17 protein-coding genes and 1 tRNA gene are annotated in these 17,515 nt (G+C 47.2%); 14 read left to right on the top strand and 4 right to left on the bottom strand.

From position 1 onward, the window contains the following. Positions 1–7 precede the first annotated feature (7 nt). The 8 genes from KQJ23_RS06250 (at position 8) to KQJ23_RS06215 (ending at position 9,200) form a co-directional block, all read left to right on the top strand. Positions 8–1,519 carry an extracellular solute-binding protein gene (locus KQJ23_RS06250; protein WP_216477843.1) on the top strand — a complete coding sequence of 504 codons (1,512 nt, stop codon included), beginning with the start codon at positions 8–10 and terminating at the stop codon, positions 1,517–1,519. Between the two features lie 210 nt (positions 1,520–1,729). Further along, positions 1,730–3,277, top strand: coding sequence for an extracellular solute-binding protein (locus tag KQJ23_RS06245; RefSeq protein WP_216477841.1), 1,548 nt, complete (start codon positions 1,730–1,732; stop codon positions 3,275–3,277). 83 nt (positions 3,278–3,360) lie between these two features. Beyond that, entirely contained in the window at positions 3,361–4,329 is a 969-nt protein-coding gene (locus tag KQJ23_RS06240) for an ABC transporter permease (protein WP_216477839.1), read from the top strand. A 21-nt stretch (positions 4,330–4,350) separates the two neighbouring features. Then, positions 4,351–5,226: a carbohydrate ABC transporter permease gene (locus KQJ23_RS06235; RefSeq protein WP_216477837.1), complete on the top strand. Its 876-nt coding sequence runs from the start codon at positions 4,351–4,353 to the stop codon at positions 5,224–5,226. A gap of 70 nt (positions 5,227–5,296) precedes the next feature. Further along, complete coding sequence (locus KQJ23_RS06230; protein WP_216477835.1) at positions 5,297–6,397, top strand: glycoside hydrolase family 88/105 protein; 1,101 nt, start codon at positions 5,297–5,299, stop codon at positions 6,395–6,397. Between the two features lie 14 nt (positions 6,398–6,411). Beyond that, entirely contained in the window at positions 6,412–7,776 is a 1,365-nt protein-coding gene (locus KQJ23_RS06225) for a glycoside hydrolase family 28 protein (protein WP_216477833.1), read from the top strand. Positions 7,777–7,817: 41 nt separating this feature from the next. After that, a complete protein-coding gene (locus KQJ23_RS06220) occupies positions 7,818–8,795 on the top strand; it encodes a pectinesterase family protein (RefSeq protein WP_216478096.1) in 978 nt (325 codons plus the stop codon). A 317-nt stretch (positions 8,796–9,112) separates the two neighbouring features. Further along, positions 9,113–9,200, top strand: a tRNA-Leu gene (locus tag KQJ23_RS06215). Between the two features lie 70 nt (positions 9,201–9,270). On the opposite strand, the gene KQJ23_RS06210 is transcribed toward KQJ23_RS06215, so the two are convergent. Both KQJ23_RS06210 and ytxJ read right to left on the bottom strand, forming a co-directional pair. After that, positions 9,271–9,933 (bottom strand): ArsR/SmtB family transcription factor, encoded by a 663-nt coding sequence (locus tag KQJ23_RS06210; RefSeq protein WP_216477832.1) that lies wholly within the window; start codon positions 9,931–9,933, stop codon positions 9,271–9,273. Positions 9,934–9,989: 56 nt separating this feature from the next. Next, positions 9,990–10,328 (bottom strand): bacillithiol system redox-active protein YtxJ, encoded by a 339-nt coding sequence (ytxJ, locus tag KQJ23_RS06205; RefSeq protein ID WP_216477830.1) that lies wholly within the window; start codon positions 10,326–10,328, stop codon positions 9,990–9,992. Positions 10,329–10,506: 178 nt separating this feature from the next. On the opposite strand from ytxJ, the gene trxA reads away from it, so the two are divergent. The 4 genes from trxA (at position 10,507) to KQJ23_RS06185 (ending at position 12,893) form a co-directional block, all read left to right on the top strand. Next, positions 10,507–10,854 (top strand): thioredoxin, encoded by a 348-nt coding sequence (gene trxA, locus KQJ23_RS06200; RefSeq protein WP_346779353.1) that lies wholly within the window; start codon positions 10,507–10,509, stop codon positions 10,852–10,854. A 181-nt stretch (positions 10,855–11,035) separates the two neighbouring features. Next, on the top strand, positions 11,036–11,716 hold the full coding sequence (locus KQJ23_RS06195; RefSeq protein ID WP_216477827.1) for a hypothetical protein: 681 nt from the start codon (positions 11,036–11,038) through the stop codon (positions 11,714–11,716). Positions 11,717–11,758: 42 nt separating this feature from the next. Further along, positions 11,759–12,310 (top strand): peroxiredoxin family protein, encoded by a 552-nt coding sequence (locus KQJ23_RS06190; RefSeq protein ID WP_216477825.1) that lies wholly within the window; start codon positions 11,759–11,761, stop codon positions 12,308–12,310. A gap of 97 nt (positions 12,311–12,407) precedes the next feature. Next, on the top strand, positions 12,408–12,893 hold the full coding sequence (locus KQJ23_RS06185) for a PTS sugar transporter subunit IIA (RefSeq protein ID WP_216477823.1): 486 nt from the start codon (positions 12,408–12,410) through the stop codon (positions 12,891–12,893). A 70-nt stretch (positions 12,894–12,963) separates the two neighbouring features. On the opposite strand, the gene KQJ23_RS06180 is transcribed toward KQJ23_RS06185, so the two are convergent. Then, positions 12,964–13,623, bottom strand: a complete 660-nt coding sequence (locus KQJ23_RS06180) for a helix-turn-helix transcriptional regulator (RefSeq protein WP_216477821.1) — start codon at positions 13,621–13,623, stop codon at positions 12,964–12,966. A gap of 224 nt (positions 13,624–13,847) precedes the next feature. Here KQJ23_RS06180 and KQJ23_RS06175 point away from each other — a divergent pair, with 224 nt between their 5' ends. After that, entirely contained in the window at positions 13,848–15,233 is a 1,386-nt protein-coding gene (locus KQJ23_RS06175; protein WP_216477820.1) for a PTS transporter subunit EIIC, read from the top strand. A gap of 32 nt (positions 15,234–15,265) precedes the next feature. Next, positions 15,266–16,711, top strand: a complete 1,446-nt coding sequence (locus KQJ23_RS06170) for a glycoside hydrolase family 1 protein (RefSeq protein ID WP_216477819.1) — start codon at positions 15,266–15,268, stop codon at positions 16,709–16,711. 77 nt (positions 16,712–16,788) lie between these two features. Here KQJ23_RS06170 and KQJ23_RS06165 read toward each other — a convergent pair whose 3' ends face one another. Continuing rightward, the gene (locus KQJ23_RS06165; protein ID WP_216477818.1) at positions 16,789–17,466 is read right to left on the bottom strand and encodes a Crp/Fnr family transcriptional regulator; all 678 of its coding nucleotides are present in this window, start codon (positions 17,464–17,466) and stop codon (positions 16,789–16,791) included. Between the last annotated feature and the right edge of the window lie 49 nt (positions 17,467–17,515).

The raw sequence follows: 17,515 nt of genomic DNA, 5'->3' as shown, positions 1-17,515 counted from the left end.
ATTTTAAATGTCTGGAAAATCCATCAGGGCGAAAGCAACCCGCCTTTTTCGTATCATGCTGATTGTTCCATTCTTGATGACAACTGCTTGCGGAGGCAGTTCGGATCCATCAGCAAAGGGAGACAGCAGATTATATATATCGATACTGGCTCCGCTCCATTTCCCTCAGCCTCCTGCATCCGAGCTTATGGAGGAGATTGAGAAGCTAACCGGCGCTCAGCTTGATGTGAACTGGATTCCTGAGGGCGTCTATACCGATAAGATGAATACCGGGCTGATTACGCATTCGTTAGCCAAAGTAACATTCGTGAAGTTTACCGATTACAATTTAGTGAAAAATGCAATTCGCTCCGACTCCTTCTGGGAGATTGGTCCGTATCTTCAGGAATATGATAACCTGAAAAAGCTGGATCCCGCAATTCTGGAGCAGGCGTCAGTGGATGGGAAAATCTACGGCCTATATACGGAACGTCCATCCTCCAGGCAAGGGGTCATTATACGTCAGGACTGGCTTGACCGGCTTCAATTGCTTAAGCCGCAGTCGCTGGATGATTTATATGAGATAATGCGGCAGTTTACATATAACGATCCCGATGGTAACGGGAAGCAGGATACCATCGGCTTGGTCGATCGAAATGATCTTGTGTATGGTGTATTCAAAACGCTAAGCTCCTATTTCGGTACACCGAATAATTGGAAGATCGAGAATGATCACTTGATTCCGGAGTTTATGACGGAAGAGTACATGGATACGATGAACTTCATGAAGAAGCTGTATAATGAAGGGATTTTAAATCGGGATTTTGCACTGACGAGCAAGGAAATCCAGCGGGATCGCTTTATCCAGGGAGAAGCCGGCGTGCTCATTGGCAGTATGACGGACGTGCAGCGTCTGGCGATCGAAGCCAGGGCGCTTAATCCTGAGGCTGAATTTACATTGGTGAACCGGATTGAAGGTCCGGACGGCTACAAGGTATGGTCGATTCCGAATTATAACGGTTTGTTTTTATTCTCGAAGAAGGCCATCCCAACAGAGCAGGAGCTAAAGGATATCCTGCAATTTTTTGACCGGACCATGGATAAGGATGTAGCTAATCTGATGATGTATGGAGTGGAAGGGCGCCATTACAGTATAGTTAACGGTGAGGTGATCTTGCCTGAATCAACCTCCCAGTTGCGAGTAAATGAAGTCAGCCCGCTCTATTCCCTAATGATTGCCGATATCGGCAACAGCAATATTATGAAGGTAGGACAGAAGGAGCAGCTGACCAATCTGGCTGACCAGTTGAGTGAGGATAACGAATCCTTCCTGGTGAATGATCCGACGGTTTCGCTCAGCTCGCCTACCTTTGATGAGAAGAATGCGGAGCTGTCCGCGCTGATTGCCGACGCGACCTACAATTATATCCTTGGAAGCATCGATGCGGAAGGTTTTGCCCAGGAGATTGAGCGGTGGCGCCGAAATGGCGGAGATCAAATTATACAAGAGTACGATGCTTCGCTTGCTTTGAAGAAATAAATATTGACTTCAAGCCTTGCGCCAACTCCATGGGAGTTAGTGCAGGTTTTTTTTTGCACCTTGTGACAAGCACCCCCGATAATCACCATAATCATTTCTCCAGAAGCCTTGAACCAAGCGGCCAATCTGAACAAATGATTGTATCTGGAATGCCAACGGGCATGTATTGTGAAAACGTAATCATTTTATGTCATTGGAGGTCAAATTGGAATGAAGAAAAAGTCATTCAGTATGTTACTGACCGTATTACTCGCTTTCAGCCTGGTATTGTCCGCATGCGGGGGAGGCGAGAAGAGCAAGGGGGCATCGTCTGATCCGACACCTGCTCCATCCAACTCGAAAGAGGAGGTCTCGGCCGCTCCGGAGGAACCGACGGAAATTACGATTATGCTTCCGCTGAACACGTCAGAGACACCGCCGGACACGATCAAGAAAGAAATCGAGAAATTGACCAACACGAAGCTGACGTATCAATTCTTCCCCGCGGATACTTATGAAGAAAAGCTGAATACTTCTTTTGCAACGGGCTCCTTGCCACAGGTTACGTATTTGAAAAACTCCACAACCTTCGTTCAGATGAAGGAAGCGATTAAAGATGGTCAGTTCTGGGAGATCGGCCCACTGCTTAGCGAGTTCCCGAATCTGAATAAGCTGAAGCCGGAAATTCTGAATAATACCAAGGTGGACGGCAAGCTGTATTCGCTGTACATCGGCAGACCGCTGGCCCGTCAAGGCATGATCTACCGCAAGGATTGGGCGGACAAATTAGGCCTCAGCGCACCGGCGAATGTGGATGAATTATTCGAGATGGCCAAAGCCTTCACCGAGCAAGATCCGGATGGCAACGGGCAGAAGGATACAATCGGAATTGTTGACCGCAACGAGCTGGTCTATGGTGCCTTCAAGACTGTATCCTCCTGGTTCGGAACACCAAACTATTGGGGAACCAAGGATGGCCAGCTGGAGCCGGAGTTTACGTTCGAAGGCTACTACGACACGATGGATTTCTTCAAAAAAGTACGTGAGAGCGGGTATATGAACCAAGATTTTGCTGCGACAAGTAAAACGGATGCCGTCAAAATGTTCACCAGCGGCAAGGCAGGGATGTACATCGGCGGCTCGATGCAGGACATTGATTCACTGCATAAGGACCTGATCAAGAACGTTCCGGATGCGGTGCTTGACACGCACAGTATGGTTGCCGGTCCTGACGGCAGTTTCGCTCAATGGATGATTCCGGGATATAACAACATTGTTCTGTTCCCGAAATCGGCTGTAAAGGATGAGGCGGAGCTTAGAAAGATTCTCGCTTTCTTTGACAAGATGATGACTCCGGAAGTTTCCAATGTAATGTACTGGGGTATCGAGGGTGTCCATTATACCGTAGTTGACGGCAAAGCCAAGCCTTCGTCAGAGAAGGAACTGATTGAGCGCGAGGTAAAAGGCTACAAGGACAGCGTTATCGGGGAAGCTGAAACGAACGGAATGTACGAGAGCTACAATGAGCTTCCGGGCCGGATTCATGCGGAAGAGCTGCTTCTGGAGAACGTAAAGGTTGGGGTAGCTGATCCAACCGCCGCACTGGATTCAGTCACCTATATGGAAAAAGGTGTTGAGCTTCAACAGATCATTACAGATGCGACTTATCAATACATGTATGGACAGATCGATAGAGCCGGCTTTGAGAAGGCCGTATCCGATTGGAAGAGCCGGGGAGGCGACAAGATCATCGAAGAGTTTAATGCCGCTGCGAAATAAAGCGTGACTTTGCAGTCACCCGGAAAGGCTGTGGAACTGCCATGGCCTTTTCGGTTCATCAAATAGTAGAGAGGAAGAATCTCATGCAGGAAGTCACCGTTCAGCCCGGAGCTGCCCCTCCATTACGGCTCGGGAAGGAAAAGAGATCAAGCGAGCTCAAAAAACGGTTGTGGCGAAATAAATGGCTCTATGTGATGCTGTTGCCCGGAGTGCTGTACTTTATCATTTTCAAATATCTTCCGATGTACGGGCTCATTATTTCATTCCAGAACTATAAGCCTTATCAAGGAATATTCGGCAGCGAATGGGTAGGATTTGAGCATTTCAGACGGCTGTTCACGGAGCCGGAGTTTTTCAATATTTTATGGAATACCATCGTTTTGTTTGCGCTAAATATATTTATTTATTTTCCGATCCCGATTATTCTCGCTTTGATGCTCAATGAATTGAGAGGAAATTTCTTCAAGCGGATATTTCAGACACTGGTATACCTGCCGCATTTCATGTCATGGGTAATTATCGTATCCATCTCCTATGTTATGGTCACGATGGATGGCGGGATTATTAATGAATTGCTGAGTTATTTTGGCTTTGAAAAGATCAATTTCCTGCTTAGTAACGGCTGGTTACGTCCGATGTACATTATTCAGGTGATATGGAGAGAAGCAGGTTGGGGAACGATTATTTATCTCGCAGCGATCGCAGCCGTTGATCCGGGGCTGTATGAGGCAGCACGTATAGACGGAGCCGGCAGAATGCGTCAGGTATGGCATATCACGCTGCCTACGATCCGCGGGGTTATTATAACGCTGTTCATCTTGAAAATCGGTCATGTGCTGGATTTAGGCTTCGAACATGTCTATTTGCTCTTAAACTCCATGAACCGGCAGGTCGGGGAAATCATCGATACGTATGTCTACACGGCTGGTTTGAGACAAGGACAATTCAGCTATAGTACGGCGATTGGATTCTTTAAATCGATTATCGGCTTGATCATGGTTATGCTTGTTAACCGGATTTCGAAAAAAATGGGTGAAGAAGGCGTTTACTGATATTGCAGGAGGAATCTAAAAATGGTAGAAGACAGATCGATTAGCGGCAGAATTTATGCCGCCATCAATTTCACGCTGCTTGCCTTGATCGCGTTAATTACGGTGCTTCCCTTCGTCCACGTTGTTGCCGGATCGTTTACGACGAGTGCGGAGCTGGCTGCGCATAAATTCGTGTTGATTCCAAGGATCTGGAGCTGGGATGCGTACAAATTTATTTTTTCCACAAATACGATATTCAGGGCGATGGGCGTCTCCATTGGAGTGACGTTATTCGGAACCTTGTTCAGCATGTTTATTACTTCATTGATGGCCTACGGTCTGTCGCGCAGAGATTTGGACGGGCGGAATGTTATTAACTTTATGGTCGTGTTCACCATGCTGTTCACCGGCGGGATGATTCCTACCTTCCTGGTCGTGAAGGAATTAGGGCTGATCAATACGTATGCATCGTTAATCCTGCCGTCGGCAATCAGTGCCTTTAATATGATCATTCTTCGGAACTTCTTCCAGAACATACCCGAAGGTCTTGAGGAGTCGGCGAAAATCGATGGGTGCAGTGATTTCGGCATTTTGTTCAAAATCGTGCTTCCGCTGTCCATGCCGGCCATCGCTACGATTTCCCTCTTCTATGCGGTAACTTATTGGAACACTTATATGAGCGCCATTCTCTATCTGGATGACAGTGCCAAATGGCCGATTCAAGTGTTGCTGAGACAGATCGTCGTGCTGGCCAGCGGGATGGACCACAGCTCCACATTGGACGGAACGGTACCTCCGCCGGATCAGACGATCAAGATGGCGGTCATAGTGGTGGCTACGCTGCCCATTCTTATGGTGTATCCATTCCTGCAAAAGCATTTTGCAAAGGGTGCGATGCTGGGATCGATGAAGGGTTAGGATGCAGTGATGATTGAACGATGTACGAAGCATAGGTCTTAGACGAATCACAATTGGAGGGAGCTTGAACATGACGGTTAGTCGCCCGGAGACACCAATCCAATGGGCCAGGAAGGCCTGCGACTCATTAATGGATATCTACGCTGCAGCAGGCAATCTTCCCCCTGCGAATCGATGGCATTATCATCAGGGTGTATTTTTATGCGGAATGGAGCTCCTTGCACAGACGGTTCAAGATAACCGCTACATGGAGTACATTCAGCAATACGTCGATAATTTGGTGGATGATTACGGTAATTTCTACTTTGCCCGGGATGAACTGGATGCGATGCAGGCAGGGCAGCTGCTCTTTAGATTACATGAACAGACTGGCGAACCGAAGTATAAAGCTGCTGCGGATAAGCTGCGCAGCCTGCTGCTGACCCTGAACAGAACGTCGGAGGGCGGCTTCTGGCACAAGGACAAATATCCGAATCAGATGTGGCTGGATGGGCTTTACATGGTAGGCGTGTTCTCCTTGAAATATGCCAACGCTTATGGCGAAATTGGCTTGCGGGAGATCGTGCTGTACCAGGAGCGGCTGATGCGCAAGCATATGAAGGATGAGACTACAGGCTTGCTGTATCACGCCTGGGATGAAAGCCGTCAGATGCCTTGGGCAAATCCGGATACCGGCTGCTCACCGGAGTTTTGGAGCCGGTCCATAGGATGGTACGGACTAGCTCTAAGTCAGTTTCTTGATTTGCTGCCGGAGGATGCTCCCGGCCGGGAAGAGCTGGCGGAGGAACTGCAGGGATTCGTTCAAGCGCTCATTCGTTATCAGGATGGTGCAAGCGGTTTATGGTATCAGGTGGTGAATAAAGGAGATCAGAAGGACAATTGGCTTGAGGCTTCCGGCTCCTGTCTGTTCGTCTATACGCTTGCGAAAGCGGTCCAATTCGGACTGGCCGGTGAAGAGGCAGTAATCGCGGCCAGAAGAGGTTATGAGGGATTGACCGAAATCGTGGAATGGGATGAGCAGGGGCGGCTACTGTTGCCGGATATTTGCATCGGAACCTCGGCTGGCGATTATGAGAACTATGTGACTCGTCCGAAGGTGAAGAATGATCTGCATGGAGTTGGGGCCTTCGTGATGGCTTGTGTGGAAATGCGGTCTTTAATGACGACATAGGAGCGTAAAATCAAATGAGCATTTATAATATCACAGACTATGGTGCAACCAAAGACAGCGGTATGCCGGCAACCGCAGCAATTGCCGCAGCGATAGAGGCTGCGAGTGAAGCCGGCGGCGGAACAGTCTACGTTCCTGCAGGGGTGTATGTGACGGGATCGATCCGGATGAAAAGCCATGTCGAGCTTCGGCTTAGTCCTGGCTCGGTGCTATCCTTCAGTACCAATCCGGCTGATTATCCTGTAGTGGAGTCAAGATGGGAGGGTGTAAAGCGGCCTGTGCATGCCTCTTGCATCTATGGCGAGGACCTGGAGCAAGTCTCGGTGACGGGCAGCGGGACGCTGGACGGGAACGGACAGCCGTGGTGGCATAAGCAGAGAAATGCTCCGCATGAGCTGGAGTACCCGCGGCCGAAGCTGATCAGCTTTGACCGGTGCCGGCGGATCACCATCCGGGATGTCTCGCTCATTCAATCTCCGTCCTGGACGATTAATCCGATCTGCTGCAGCGATGTCACGATCGATAATGTGTCGATTCACAATCCGGCGGACTCTCCGAATACGGATGGGATTAATCCGGAATCCTGCAACAATGTCCGTATTGCGAATTGCCATATCGATGTCGGGGATGACTGCATCGCAATTAAGGCGGGAACGGAAGATACGGCGGAAAGGGTGGCCTGCGAGAATATTACGATTACGGGCTGCACGATGATACATGGACATGGCGGTGTGGTGATCGGCAGCGAAATGAGCGGCGATGTCCGCAATGTCACCATCAGCAATTGTATCTTTAAAGGAACGGACCGTGGAATCCGTATTAAATCCCGTCGCGGCCGCGGCGGTACGGTCGAGGATATTCGCGTTGCCAATGTGGTTATGGAGGAGGTCATCTGCCCCTTCATCATGAATCTCTATTATTTCTGCGGCCCGCGCGGGAAGGAAAAATACGTGTGGGACAAAACGCCTTATCCGGTGACAAAGGAAACGCCCAGGTTCAGAAGAATTCATTTTATGAATGTAACAGCCCGGGAGGTCCATGCAGCAGCAGGATTTCTTTATGGGTTGGCAGAACAGTACGTATCAGAGATTACGTTCGACGGAATCGATATTTCCATGGCCAAGGAAGCGATTCCGGGCAAGCCGGCCATGATGTCGGGGATACAGGATATGAAGCAGCGCGGGTTCTATCTGGGAAATGTCCGGGATGTGCGTTTTAACCGGGTTACGATTGAGAATCACACGGGCCCTGCCTTCTACATCGAGAACGGGGAAGATGTCGAAATCGTGCATTGCCGGTCGAAAAATACGAGCAAGCCGGAGCCTTTGGTAGAACAAGTGGAACTCGTACCGTTAAATCTGGAGTTGGAAGAATCCTGAGTATGAAAAAGTAGTGTAGTGGAGAGGAGCCGTCTGGCATGATTTTGGTAGGGGCATCGTCCTTCTGTCATTTCCGAACAATACAGGGGGCGGTAGATTTTCTAGAGCAGACAGCTTCCGGAGAGCAGGAAACGATTTGTATCTTGCCGGGGATCTACGAGGAGCAGGTCATCATCTACCGATCCAATCTGAAAATGGTTGGCATTGGAGCGGTTGAGTTAACGATGAACCGTTATGCCAGGGAGCTGGATGAGGACGGGAATGAAATCGGCACATTTGCTACGCCGACCTTATTTCTGGGCGGAGAACACCTTGTCGTTGAAAATATGACGATTTCCAATACGGCAGGGATGGGGGAGCATATCGGTCAAGCTGTGGCGGTGTATGCCCATTGTGACCAGACGGTCTTTCGCAATTGTGTATTCAAGGGCCACCAGGACACTTTATTTACTGGCCCTTTGCCGCCAAAGCCCAAGGAGCGGGCGCAATTCGGCGGTGTCCCGATCAGGGAGCAGCATGATCATTATCGCCAGCTGTATCAAAATTGCTACATCGAGGGGACCGTCGATTTTATCTTTGGCGGGGCAACTGCTTATTTTGATGGCTGCAATATTCACAGCCTGCTGCAAGCGCCCGGGAAGAGAGGTTATGTTACGGCCGCCTCCACTCCAATCGGACAACAATACGGTTATGTCTTCCGTGGCTGCTTCATCACGGCAGATCCCGGTGTGTCGGAGGTATTTCTGGGACGGCCTTGGCGCGAGTATGCCCAGACCGTATTTGTGAATTGCCAATTGGGCGAGCATATTCATCCGTCAGGCTGGGACCACTGGGATAATCCGGCAAATGAGCAAACGGTAGATTATCGGGAGTACGGCCCGGCAGTGATGATGGCTGTGATTTCCAAGAGCAGGGTGGCCTGGGCGAGGTGTGAGGCGCTTGAAGAAGCTGCAGACAACCCGGCAGCAGATTATGCTCTGGAGCAGGTTTTTGCCGGAACCGATTTCTGGAGGAACTAGCTTTCGGGGACAGAAACGGACTGATGGGGATGCGGAACCTTTGTATGAAATATCGTATAAAAGCCAACGCTGTAGTGGTCAGACAAGTGAATTTATACGAATAAACGTATAAAAGCTTCTAACCGCGGCTTGGATACGCCAACTTTGTACGAATAAACATACAAATTCTTCTATCTACTGCTCATATAGCGCTTTTTTATGCGAAAGATCGTACAAAACTCGCCGTATGGCTGATTTCGAAAAGTGTTGTTGACTGGCTTCGGGATCCGTGGTAATATTTACTTCGTTGCCGCTAAATTAACGGCATCACAAAAAATGCGGTCGTGGCGGAATTGGCAGACGCGCACGGTTCAGGTCCGTGTGGGCTAACCCCCCGTGGAGGTTCGAGTCCTCTCGACCGCACCATCCTTAACATAAGCAAGCTCTTGAGCTCCCTGAGGGGAGGTTCAAGAGCTTTTTTGTAAGTTCAACAGAATTACTGGAAGTGATGCTGCCACTCATTCAAGCCCTCTTCCATCCGATAGGCATTAAAGCCGTTAGCTTGCAGCTTCTGGGCAGCCAATGCTGAGTAGACGCATAAGGGTCCTCGGCAGTAAGCAACAACCTCCGAATTTTGTGGTAATTCTTGAATGAAGTTCTCAAGATCTTCGATGGGAGCGGATATGGCACCGGATATATGCCCTGACTCATATTCTTCTTTAGGCCGCAAATCCAGTAAAATAATGGATTCGGAGCTTAACTTTTCTTGTACCTCATCCATCGTCAAGGTTTGAATATGATCGAGGTTGTCAAGAAAGTCTTGTTTTAGTTTCCCGATATCGGGCAGTTGCTTATCACATACTCGCCATAAGGCTGCAAGAAAGTCGACAATGGAGGGGTCAGCTAATGAGTAAATTGCATAGGTTCCTTTTTTGGAGAACTTCACGAGCTTCGCATCAAGCAGGACTTGGAGATGGCGAGATACGTTCGCGATGCTCATGGCTGTGCATGCTGCAAGCTTTTCTACACTCTTTGACCCTTGGGACAACAAATTCATAATCTCCAGCCGCTTATCGCTAGATAAGCACTTTCCGATCCTCGATAGTTGTTTGTAGAGATCTTCTTTGAATACCTTGGCCTCATTCAGCGCCTCATCCATAGTAGTTCATTAACCTCGATTCTTTTCAAGAGTGATGCTGTTTACCTTTTTTAGTGTCAGTTCAATACCGCTGTCATATGTGCTTTTGTAACCGCCCAATGCGAAGCAGTCCAGTATTTTTCTCCATTTTTCACGAAGATAATTTGAGGTGATTCATGCTTTACTCCTAAATCTTCTGCGATCTGATTGGATACAGGGCGGGATTCAATGACCTTAACCAGCGTATAATCTATCTGATCATTGGGAGTAGACTCCAGGTATTGTTCATATTCATGCAGCGCATTGGAGCTAACCGGGCAGGTTGTGCTGTGCTTAAGGATTACCTGTCCTCGCTCCGATGATTTCACAAGGATATCTTTCCATTCCTCAAGGGTAGTTATTTCATTCCAGTTCATTTCAGTAAACCCCTTTCTTTTGATTAATCTCAGTCAATTGAATAATTGAATTTTAACATGAACTATACAACTATTAAGCGGAAATTTCAAATTTAATCGACCCAATATTCCCGTATTTGCTTGACGTGTTAATAATAACACACTATAATTCAACTATTCAATTGAATAATAAATTACTATGAATGAATTCAGGGAGGTTATTGCAATGAGTGCAGCAGCATTAACGAAAGAAACGTTTCAAAGCTCTATCCAGTCAGGTGTTAGCTTAGTTGATTTTTGGGCTCCTTGGTGCGGCCCATGTAAGGTTCAGCTTCCTATCGTGCACGAATTGGCAAGTGAACTGGAGGGGCAAGCTACAATTGCTACAGTCAATGTCGATGAAAATGCAGAACTGGCTTCTCAGTTTGGTGTTCGAAGTATTCCTACGCTGCTGATCTTTAAGGATGGAAGACTAGTCGATCAATTGATTGGCATCAATCAAAAGCCTATACTAAAAAATAAGGTTCTAGGCCTGATTGGTGAATAAAATAGCACAAATTGAACAGGTGTACCGGTTTTCATTATCCAAAGAAGAGTGAAGCGGCTCCTTAAATCAAATAGCAGCTCATAAGAAAGGGAATGCCTTACCTGTGGTATTCCCTTTTCTATAAGTGCAATAAAGTTTATTTTAGCAGGCAAATCGCTTAATCAAGGTGGGTTGAGGGGAATTGAATAATATTCAAGTAGGCTCTTTAGTGTTAAATGGACAACTGATATTATATTTGGCTTTTGGAGCAGCAGGCTGGCTGATGCTTCGCTATCGTCTACGAAATATGGCGGAGCGGCACGTCATTCTGTCTGTTATGTCCAACGCATCTTGGATGTGGATTGTAGTGTGGAAGCTGAGTTTTTTACTTTTACATCCGGTCGAGGTCATGCAGCGTCCTGCTGTTCTGCTTTACTTTGACGGAGGAGGGCGCGGGGCCTGGATTGCAAGCTCAGTTGCTGTATTCTATATCTGGAAGAAAGCGGCGAAGATGAAGGGATTATTACCATCATGGCTGGATATGGCGACCTTATTTTTATGTTCCGGATGGTTCGCATATCAGATGTTATCGGCTGTCATCGGAGTAGAGCCTGTCTGGTTCCATGCAGCAATCGCCGGATTAACCGCAGGTTTTCTTTTTCTACAATTAGCCTTTTCAAGTAAAAGTAATCTATTAAAATGGCCTGCCTATGCTGTCTGGCTATCGATTGGACATGTTATTCTCTGGTTCTGTGTTCCGAATCGGGAGATCCTGTTTTTGTCCTTCAACAAGCAGCAATTGTATTTTTTAATTATTGCCACAGCCCTAACCGCATGGAACTGGTTGAATGAGGCAAGGTCTGGTGGAGGTTTCCGGGAATAGTATTTTTGGCGGATTACTCTTTGATGAAGGGAGATACATAGGATGAGGAAAAATATAGCAGCCCTACTTTTCTTGATCGGTCTTGTTGTATATGGCACATATGATTATTTGAAAAAGTCTCCTTCTGATGCGATACAGGTGTCGGAGCTTGAAGCGAATGAAGTAGGAGTTCGGAAGGGACAAAGGGCACCGGAATTCACGCTTGCCGATCTACAAGGGAATCCTGTAAAGCTATCTGACTATAAGGGGAAAAGAGTAATGCTTAACTTTTGGGCCACCTGGTGTCCCCCATGCCAAGTGGAGATGCCTCATATGCAGAAATTTTATGAAGACTATCAGCATCAAGATATAGTGGTTCTTGGTGTGAATATGACGGCTATTGAAAATCATCAGAATGATGTGCACAAGTTTGTGGACGAAGGGCAGTTTACGTTTCCCATTCTGTTCGATACGAAGGGAGACGTTATGCAGGCATATCAAGTTACTGCGTACCCGACAACGTATTTGCTGGATTCCGGCGGGGTGATCAAGGACAAATTTGTGGGAGCAATGAGCTACGAAACGATGAAGAAGTACGCTATGGGAATGAAATAAATTATATTGACTAAAAAAAATACTATCGATATAATTTTAATTATGATCCACTGAAGCAACTTATCAATTCATTATAATGACATCCGGGAGGAAGCCTATGTTTTTTAAACGCAAGGAAAAGAAGCCAGCTGTAACCTCATTGGTCATAAAATCCCCGCTGAGCGGCACTGTTGTGGCACTGTCTGAGGTTCCCGATGAAGCTTTTTCGGAGGGGGCGATGGGACAAGGGTTTGCTGTTGAGCCTGACGCAGGCAGACTGGTATCGCCGTTCTCCGGCACGGTAGTACATGTGATGGAGAAGAGTAAGCATGCAGTTATGCTGGAGCATGATAGCGGTGTGCAGATTCTGATGCATATTGGCATGAATACCGTGTCTTTGAAAGGTGAAGGATTCAAGCTGCATATTGAGAATGGTCAGCGGGTTGAGGAAGGGCAGTTGCTTATTGAATTTGACATGGCTGTGATCCGTGAGGCAGGTCTGCCGACGATCACCCCGGTTATCGTTCCTAACGGACTGGTGAGCGTTAAAGGGGTAGAAGTGGTGCTCGAAGGCTCTGACAGCTATATCCGCGTAGACTTGTAACCGTTTTAGGAGCAGTAATCATAGAGAAAGCCCTGTTTTGGAGTTCCTCCGGCAGGGCTTCTTTGGCTGTTCAGTTGTTTTGTTTGGTTTTGTAGTTTCTGATGTGAAGATAAACCGTGTTTTTGGAAATAGATAGTAAATCAGATACAATAACTACAGAATTTTTGATCTGGAATATTCCGTTGACCAGTAGCTGTTCAATAATGGCTTTGTTCTTCTCGGTAGCTGGAATGGAGGTGTCGCTCTCGATCTGTGCCTTGGCCTCCTGAAGCGATTGAAGGATGATCGATTGCGGATCCTCGGAAAAGCTGTCGATGACGGGCGCTTTCTGTGAGGAGTTATGTTCCGGAAGGAAGGTGCCCATGACTTTTACGAACGAGGTATTCAGATAAAAGTTGATGCAAAGAACCCCAATAATTTTATGATTGGAGCCTTCAATTGGCGTGATCATTGATTTCATAGGCTCACCAGAGGAATTTCTGCTGAAATAGACGAGGTGTTGGTTGCCTTCCTCCATTTTTTTTGCCTTTTCTAAAATATTCAGATCCTTATCCGTAATGGAATCCCCGATTTTCCTGGAGCTATGCTCCCCGTTAACAATCATCATAATCGATTGATTCTCAAGGCTGTAAAGGATCAGTTCATAGCCGCTCCCTAAAAAAGCGCCCATTCCTTTCATGGTTTGTATGTATGAGTTCAATATTTCACGATCCGTTTTGGTAATCTTCACGATACCCCTCCGCTAAAATATATTTCATTATTAAATAATACCTAAAAAATACAAATATAACAACTTATAAAGGGGGAGGCACGGGTTTTCGGTCTTGTTCTCTCAAAAATCTCCAAATGAAAATATTTTATTGAATGAAAATTATTCTATTGACTAAAAAAAATACTAGTATTATAATTTGGCTGTAACGAACCAGAACCAACAACTTCGAAATGGGGGAGAACATGTATAAGGATTTAATCGCTAGTGTGCTGAATCATATCGGCGGCAGCAGCAACATTGCAGAATCTACACATTGTATGACTCGCTTGCGCTTGGAGATCATCGATGTGAGCAAGGTCAACAAACCGGAGCTTGAAAAAATAAAGGGTGTATTGGGCGTCATTAAGAATGGCAGTCAAGTCCAAATTGTAATCGGTCCCAATGTCTCGAACGTGTACAAGGAATTTGTAGAATATACGTCTGACTCGGCAAATGGCGGTTCTTCAGCAGCTCCGGTGAAATCGGATACAAAGACAGAACGTCCGAAAGAAAAGACGCTGACGAAGGTCATGAACACGATTGCGGGCATATTCAACCCTATCGTACCTGCATTAGCCGGCGCCGGCTTGATCAAAGCGATCCTCGCCCTGTTGGTCTCGGTCAAGGTACTCAGCAATCAAAGTGAAACTTATTTGATCCTCAACACAATCAGTGACGGCGTATTTACCTTTTTACCGTTTCTGTTAGCGATTTCATCGGCTAAAATCTTCAAGATGAATACTTATGTAGCCGTTGCCATAGCTGCAGCGATGCTTCATCCGACCTTCTTGAATTTCCTGACAGAGGGAACAACCCAGTTGCATTTCCTTGGGGCTCCTATGAACCTGATCAAATATAACGGCAGCGTATTGCCGATTGTATTGACGATTTGGTTCGCGTCTTACATTGAGAGATTCGTAGACCGGTTCACGCCTTCTGCACTGAAGATCATTATTGTTCCGGCCGTGACTATTTTGATTGCGACGCCGATCTCCCTGATTGCTATCGGTCCTGTTGCGCAGTTCCTGGGCAATAATATCGCAGGATTTATCAGCATTCTGTTTGATAAAGGCGGAATTTTCGCCGGTTTGATTTACGGCGCACTTTACTCCGTGTTAGTCGTGACGGGGATGCAGCATGGGATGGTGCCGGTCCTGATCGACGGTATTTCCCGAGTAGGCTACAACTTTATCAGCCCGGTATCAGGCAGTGCCAATATGGCCCAGGCCGGTGCAGCATTCGGGGTATGGCTGAAATCCAAGGACAAGAACACGAAGACCGTTGCCGCGTCTGCAACAATCTCGGCGATGTCCGGTGTCACGGAGCCTGCGATATACGGCGTCAATTTACGGTTGAAAAAGCCGTTCTTAGCCGCTTTAATCGGCGGTGCGGTCGGCGGATCGTTTGCCGCACTCTTTGGAGCCAAGTCTTATGCCATGGGCGGTCCGTCCTTCCTGACCCTGCCGATGTTCATCGGGGAACCGGGGAATGTCTGGCTGGTAGCTGCTGCCTTTGTCATCGCCTTTATCACGGCGGCTATCACCACGTTTATCGTTGGATTTGAAGAAAATCCGGTAGAAGACAACTAAAAATATATAGATAAATTAAGGAGTGGAACAGCATGAGAACACTGAAAAACTTTCCTGAAGGATTTTACTGGGGAGGCGCAACTGCTGCCAACCAGATTGAAGGGGCCTGGGATGTAGACGGCAAGGGGATCAGCATCGCGGATGTAATGACAGAAGGATCCTTCGGAGAACCAAGACGGATTACTCGAGGAATTGTGGAGGGAGAATATTATCCTGCCCATGAAGCGATTGACTTCTATCATCATTATAAAGAGGATATTGCCCTGTTTGCCGAAATGGGCTTGAAAATGTATCGCCTGTCTATCGCCTGGTCCCGTATTTTCCCGGACAGCAATTCGGATACGCCGAATGAAAAAGGACTGGAGTTCTATGACAAGGTGTTCCAGGAACTGAAAAAATACAATATCGAGCCATTGGTTACGGTCTACCATAATGACCTGCCTTACCATTTCGTCGAGGAGTGCAACGGATGGTCTTCACGGAAAGTACTGGATCAATATTTGGAGCTGTGTAAGGTCCTGTTTACTCGTTATAAAAATGACGTGAAATACTGGATTACATTTAATGAAATCAACGATCTGACCGTGCCGCTCGGCAACTGGAATCATGGCGGTATTCTTCACGAGGGAACTAAATACTTCGTGGACCAGGTAGATGAACCGAACCTGCGTTACCAAGCATTGCACAACCAAATGGTAGCGAGTGCAGAAGCGGTAGTTATCGGTAAAAAGATCAATCCGGAATTCCAATTCGGCTCCATGATCTGTCATATTACGGTTTACCCGCATACCTGCCACCCGGACGATGTGTTGCTTGCGCAGAGAGAAGATTTGATTAGAAACTGCTTCTGCGGCGATGTTATGCACCGCGGGGAATATCCTTACTATGCGCTGAGATATTTTGAGGAGAATGATATTCAAATAGAAATTACCGAGGCGGACAAGGCGATTCTGAAAGAAGGTATTTGCGACTTCTATACCTTCAGCTACTATATGACGATCTGTAAAAGCGCCGACCCGGATACAGCACAGACCTCAGGCAACATTATGGGCGGAGCAAAGAATCCTTATCTGGAAGTCAATGAATGGGATTGGCAGATTGACCCGAAAGGTCTTCGCTACACGCTGAACCATGTCTACGACCGCTACCGGCTGCCTGTTATGATTACGGAAAATGGTCTGGGAGCACGCGACGTGGTAGAGGCCGATGGCCAGATTCATGACGATTATCGCATCGAGTATACGCGTCAGCATATTCAACAAATGCAGGAGGCCATCACAGACGGCGTTGAGCTGGTTGGCTACACCTCTTGGGGGATCATTGATGTAGTAAGCTGTTCAACCGGTGAAATGGACAAGCGCTACGGCTTCATCCATGTGGATAAGGACAACCATGGCAACGGAACATTGAAGAGAACGAAGAAGGATAGCTTCCATTGGTATCAAAAAGTGATTGAAACCAACGGACAAGAGCTGTAATACCGCAATCATTTAAGCTTATAGGTGCGGAAAGGTCTCCAAAACTACTCTATCTAGTAGGATTGGGGGCCTTTTGCTTAGGGGATCAATTCTCGATCGAGCAGCTCAAAATAATTTTTAGAGAAACGAATCAATCCCGCTTCGGCCATCCGCTGCAGCTCTCTCGATAATGCACTGCGGTCTACACTTAAATAATCCGCCAGGTCACTTCGGGAAAATGGGATTTCAAATGAAGAAGAATTGTGCTTCTTGGATTGCAGCGCCAAATAATGCAGAATCCGCTCGCGGAGCGATTTATGGGAGACGAGGTCCAGCTTCTGATACATGGAACGATTGTTGTCCAGCAATAAGGCCATTAGATTTTCTATGATACGTCCTCTTAAGGAGCAGGTATTCTGTCCGGGAGTGATAATCTTGTTTATTTTTAAAAATAAAAGGCTGCTGTCGGTGCCCGCCATAGCTTCATAGCCGCTGCTCTCCCTGGAATGGCGAAGTGCGGTCTCGCCCACAATCTCTCCCTCGCCCAGGTCCGAGAAGATAAACCGTACTCCGTAAGCATTTTCCTTGCAGAGGAGGACTTGTCCGTTAAGTATAATGCCGACCGAATCCAGGGGATCGTCCTCTCGAAACAGAATTTCCTTTCGGTCCAAATGCCGGATGGTTCCGTCAAGACAGCTTAAGGCCCGCACCATTTCATCTCTTGAAAATCCGCTGAATAGACGACTGCTCCCGATTTTATCGAAATAATCCTGCATTTATTTAGCCTCCCGTTGCTATGGCAACAGAGCGCGGAACCGCTCTCTG

The organism is Paenibacillus brevis, assembly GCF_018919145.1.
GTDB lineage: Bacteria > Bacillota > Bacilli > Paenibacillales > Paenibacillaceae > Fontibacillus > Fontibacillus brevis.
This window is presented reverse-complemented; position numbering and strand designations above follow the sequence as displayed.